The organism is Aeromicrobium sp. (genome assembly GCF_047607065.1).
Classification (GTDB): domain Bacteria; phylum Actinomycetota; class Actinomycetes; order Propionibacteriales; family Nocardioidaceae; genus Aeromicrobium.
In genome coordinates this window covers 1-5,052 of the sequence record NZ_JASGDU010000043.1, presented here as the reverse complement: position 1 = coordinate 5,052, position 5,052 = coordinate 1, and the positions used below count along the sequence as shown (strand labels likewise).

Annotated in this window: 3 protein-coding genes; all 3 read right to left on the bottom strand. The window is 67.3% G+C overall.

All coding sequences use genetic code 11. From position 1 onward, the window contains the following. Positions 1–173: 173 nt before the first annotated feature. On the bottom strand, positions 174–1,766 hold the full coding sequence (locus QM597_RS06140; RefSeq protein ID WP_415003988.1) for an AMP-binding protein: 1,593 nt from the start codon (positions 1,764–1,766) through the stop codon (positions 174–176). Between the two features lie 253 nt (positions 1,767–2,019). Further along, positions 2,020–2,721, bottom strand: a complete 702-nt coding sequence (locus QM597_RS06135; RefSeq protein WP_415003987.1) for an acyltransferase — start codon at positions 2,719–2,721, stop codon at positions 2,020–2,022. A 250-nt stretch (positions 2,722–2,971) separates the two neighbouring features. Further along, the gene (gene groL, locus QM597_RS06130; protein ID WP_415003986.1) at positions 2,972–4,603 is read right to left on the bottom strand and encodes a chaperonin GroEL; all 1,632 of its coding nucleotides are present in this window, start codon (positions 4,601–4,603) and stop codon (positions 2,972–2,974) included. Positions 4,604–5,052: the final 449 nt, after the last annotated feature.

The following is a 5,052-nucleotide window of genomic DNA, read 5'->3' as shown; positions in this document are numbered from 1 at the left end:
TCCGCCCCCTGTCCCTGAGGTGTGAGCGATGAACGAGCGAGCCTCGAAGGGACCTTTCCGCGTGGGGTCGTTTCGAGGCTCGCTTCGCTTCGCACCTCAATGACCGGCTCGGCTTCCCGGTCCCTGAGGTGTGAGCGAGGAACGAGCGAGCCTCGAAGGGACCTTTGGTTCGACTACGCGAAGTCGGGGAGTTCGCGCTTCATCACCTTGCCGGTGGGGTTGCGCGGCAGCTCCTCCAGGAACATCGTCTTGCGCGGGACGGCGAAGCGCGCCACACGGTCCTTCGCGTAGGTCACCAGTTCCTCGTGCTCGACGCTCGCGCCGTCCTTGACCACCACATAGGCAGCCAGGCACTGACCCCAGTCCTTGTCCGGAATGCCTACCACGACGACATCGGCCACCGCCGGATGCTCGATGAGGGCGTCCTCCAGCTCCCGCGGGAACACGTTCTCCCCGCCGGAAATAATCATGTCATCATCGCGCCCGGCCACGAACAGGCGTCCCTCGCTGTCGAAGTAGCCCAGGTCGCCGGTGTGCATCAGGCCGTCACGGAAATCCTTGCTGCGCCCGTCGGTGTAGCCGCCGAACTGCATTTCGTTGCCGACATAGATCACCCCGGTCTCGCCCTGCGGCAACTCGTTGCCGTCCGCGTCGAGGATCTTGACGACCGTGCGCCACGGAACCCGGCCCGCCGTGCCCGGAGCGTCCCGTAGATCCTTCGGCGAGGCGATGGACACCCAGCCGGTCTCAGTCGCGCCGTAGAAGTTGTAGACCGAATCGGTGAACGTATCCATGAAGTGCGTCGCCAGCTCCCCGGCCAGCGCCGAACCGCTCGACGCGGTGATCTTCAGGCTCGACACGTCGTGCTTCGCGATGACCTCCGGGTCGACGTCGACGAGCCGCTGCATCATCAGCGGCACGACCACGAGCACCTCGGCCTTGTACTTCGCGATGTCGGCGAGCACCTGCTCGGGGTTGAAGCGGCGGCGCAACACATAGGTCGGCACCGTCGACAGCCCGAAACCGAAGTTGATGAGACCCCACGAGTGGAACAGCGGCGCGGCCAAGACGACGGTGGAGTTGCCCGAATACGGGATCGCCCCGAAGAACGTCATCAGCGGGTCGAGGTTCTCCGGCTCCTTGCGGTTGGCACCCTTAGGCAGGCCGGTGGTGCCGGAGGTGAAGATGACGATGGCACCGGGGCGCGGCGGCTTCTTGTGGTCACTCGCCGGCTGCCCCGCAGCCAAAGCGGCCAGGCTGGGCAGCCCGTGCGAGTCGTCGTCCTCCCAGGCCACCACGACGATGTCCCGGTCGATGTCGGAGGTGACCTCCAAGAACTCCTGATCGATGATCGCCATCTTGGCGTTCTCGCGCTTGGTCAGCTCGCCGAGCTGAGCGGCACCGGCCATCGTGTTCAGCAGCAGCACCTTGCCGCCGAGCTGCATGATCGAGGCCATCGTGACGACCATGTAGCGGTGATTGCGACACATCACGGCCACTGCGTCGCCGGGCTGCAGGCCGGTGTCCTTGAGGGCTGCGGTCGTGCGGTTGATCTCCTCGCTCAGCTCGCGCCAGGTGAGCTGGCCGGCGTCGTCGATGATCGCCAGCTGCTGCGGGTAGCGCGCGGTCGCGGCGGCGATGGCGGCCGGGAAGCCCGGACCCCACGTAGCGAGCTTGATCCCGGCCTTCGCCAGCCGGTGAGGCAACTGAGGCTTCAGCAGTCCGATCTGCTTGAGAACCTTCAGCTTGTACCCGATGTCACTCATGGACTTCCTCACGACTCGACCGACGCTGTGACGGCAGAGTAACAGCGCGCCGCTGGGCATGGAGAGCGGTTCGGCGCGCGCGCTATGGAAGTGCTGGTGATAGGTCGAGACCGCTCATTGAGGTGCGCAGCGAGGAACGAGCGGAGCCTCGCAATGACCTACGGTTGGATTCCCTTCGAGGTTCGGGCGCTGGGCACCCTCGCACCTCAGGGACCGGTCGGCGGCACACAAACGGAATACACCAGCACTTGACCTACGGCAGGTCGTCGAAGTCCCAGGTGACGCCCTCGCGGACCACCCGCGCGGGGGTTCCGGCGACGACCGTGCCGCGCGGGACCTGCTGGTTGCGCACGACACTGCGCGTCGCCACGACCACATGGCTGTCGATCTCCACATGACCGCTGACCACGCTGTCGCGGCACAGCCAGACGTGCTCGCCCAGGCGGATGTGCGCGCCGAAGGGGTTGAGCCGCGCCCCGGTCGCCGCGTCGGTCAGGCGGTGCATGTCGTCGGTGGCGATGTAGGTGCCCGCAGCCCAGAGCTGGTCGGGAGCCGCGACGATGCTGCCGCCGTTACGGGCATCGAGGACCGGGCACCGGGTGGCCACGACGGGTCCGTGCAGCACGATGGACGACTCCGGGCCGCAGTAGACGTCCCCGGCCGTCAAGATGACCCGCTGCCCGAAGAACACCGTCGCGCGGTCACCGCCGACCAACAGCGAGGTCAGCGTGTCGAGCGGGGAGCCGACGGCGATGACCGAATCGCTCATGGGATAGACGAGCAGGTTGTCGAAGGCGGCGGGCGGCAGATGCGCGCCGGGCGCGTAGTAGAGGGCGTTGCGGCAGTCGTGCCACCAGTCGGGCAGCTCGTCGGTCAGCAGCCGCCACGCTTGCGCATCGAGCACCTCCGCACTCGCGCCCGCCGCCAGAAACCGCTCCCGATGCCGTACATCCACCCCCGCATCATGCCGCATCCGCCGGAGGCTGTGGTCCCTTCGAGGCTCGGGCGCTGGGTGCCCTCGCACCTCAGGGACCGAGGACCGCTGGCTGAGGTGCGTAGGCCGCCCGCGGCCGAAGCCTCGAAGCCTGCCGTAGTGGTCCCTTCGAGGCTCGCAAGCTCGCACCTCAGGGACCGAGGACCGGCTTGCTGCCTACATGGCAAGTGGCCCCGGACCTGGCGGTCCGGGGCCACTCTGCAGGCGTGGGTCAGAAGCCCATGCCGCCCATGTCACCCATGTCCGGGGCACCGCCAGCGGCAGCGGCCGGCTCGGGCTTGTCGGCGACAACGGCCTCCGTGGTGAGGAACAGGGCCGCGATGGACGCCGCGTTCTGCAGCGCCGAACGGGTCACCTTGGCCGGGTCGATGATGCCCTCGGCCAGCAGGTCGACGTACTCGCCCGTGGCGGCATTGAGGCCGTAGCCCGGCTCCAGGCCGGCGACCTTCTCCGCCACGACGCCGCCCTCGAGACCGGCGTTGATCGCGATCTGCTTGAGCGGAGCCGACGCGGCGGCACGCACAATGTTGGCACCGGTCGCCTCGTCGCCCTCCAACTCGAGCTTCTCGAAGGCGAGCTTGGTGGCCTGCACCAGCGCGACACCGCCACCGGCGAGGATGCCCTCCTCGACGGCCGCCTTGGCGTTGCGAACGGCGTCCTCGATGCGGTGCTTGCGCTCCTTCAGCTCGACCTCGGTGGCCGCGCCGACCTTGACGACGGCAACGCCGCCGGCGAGCTTGGCCAGTCGCTCCTGGAGCTTCTCGCGGTCGTAGTCCGAATCGCTGCTCTCGATCTCGGCACGGATCTGGTTGACCCGGCCGGCGATCTGCGCCTCGTCACCGCCGCCCTCGACAATGGTGGTCTCGTCCTTGGTGGTGACGACCTTGCGGGCGGTACCCAGCAGGCTGATGTCGGCGTTCTCGAGCTTGAGGCCGACCTCCTCGCTGATGACCTCGCCACCGGTGAGGATGGCAATGTCGGCCAGCATCGCCTTGCGGCGGTCGCCGAAGCCGGGGGCCTTGATGGCGACCGACTTGAAGGTGCCGCGCATCTTGTTGACGATGAGCGTCGCCAGGGCCTCGCCCTCGACGTCCTCGGCGATGATGACCAGCGGCTTGCCCGACTGCATGACCTTCTCCAGGACCGGAACGAGGTCCTTGATCGAGCTGATCTTGCTGTTGACGATGAGGATGTAGGGGTCCTCCAGGACCGTCTCCATGCGCTCGGGATCGGTGACGAAGTAGCCCGACAGGTGACCCTTGTCGAAGCGCATGCCCTCGGTGAGTTCCAGGTCGAGGCCGAAGGTGTTCGACTCCTCGACCGTGATGACGCCTTCCTTGCCCACCTTGTCCATCGCCTCGGCGATGATCTCGCCGACCGTCGGGTCGGCGGCCGAGATGGAAGCGGTCGAAGCGATCTGCTCCTTGGTCTCGACGTCCTTGGCCAGACCCAGCAGCTGGCTGCTGATGGCCTCGACGGCGGCCTCGATGCCCTTCTTCAGGCCCATCGGGTTCGCGCCTGCGGCAACGTTGCGCAGGCCCTCGCGCACGAGCGCCTGGGCCAGGACGGTGGCGGTGGTGGTGCCGTCGCCCGCAACGTCGTCGGTCTTCTTGGCGACCTCCTTGACGAGCTCGGCACCGATCTTCTCGTAGGGGTCCTCGAGCTCGATCTCCTTGGCGATGGACACGCCATCGTTGGTGATCGTGGGAGCACCCCACTTCTTCTCCAGGACGACGTTGCGGCCCTTGGGGCCGAGCGTGACCTTGACGGCGTCGGCGAGCTGGTTCATACCGCGCTCGAGGCCGCGCCGGGCTTCCTCGTTGAATGCAATGGACTTGGCCATGGTGCTGTCTCTCCGCGTCAGTTGCGTGACTATGTCGCTACTTGGGGGGCGGCCGGGGGTGCCCGCGACGGACGGCCGACGCTTCCGGGAAACCCTGCTTCCCGGCGACGGCGACCTCACCGGTCCGACCGATGTGTTGGCACTCTCAGCATAGGAGTGCCAATCCCGAAGTTAGCACTCACCCCCTACGAGTGCAAAGCCGTGGGTTCGGCTGCGGGTCATTGAGGTGCGAGCTTGCGAGCCTCGAAATGACCTACCTCCAGCAAGGTCCCTTCGAGGCTCCTCGTTCCTCGTCGCACCTCAGGGACCGGACACCCGCTGGCTGAGGTGCGAGGCCGCTCGCGGCCGAGCCTCGAAGCCAAGCCACCATCCCCGGCGGGTCCCTTCGAGGCTCCTCGTTCCTCGTCGCACCTCAGGGACCGGACACCCGCTGGCTGAGGTGCGAGGCC

What these genes read in the sequence shown, in the direction of transcription:
- QM597_RS06140 (WP_415003988.1), bottom strand. Translation starts at nt 1,766, where the DNA reads ATGAGTGACATCGGGTACAAGCTGAAGGTTCTCAAGCAGATCGGACTG.
- groL (WP_415003986.1), bottom strand. Translation starts at nt 4,603, where the DNA reads ATGGCCAAGTCCATTGCATTCAACGAGGAAGCCCGGCGCGGCCTCGAG.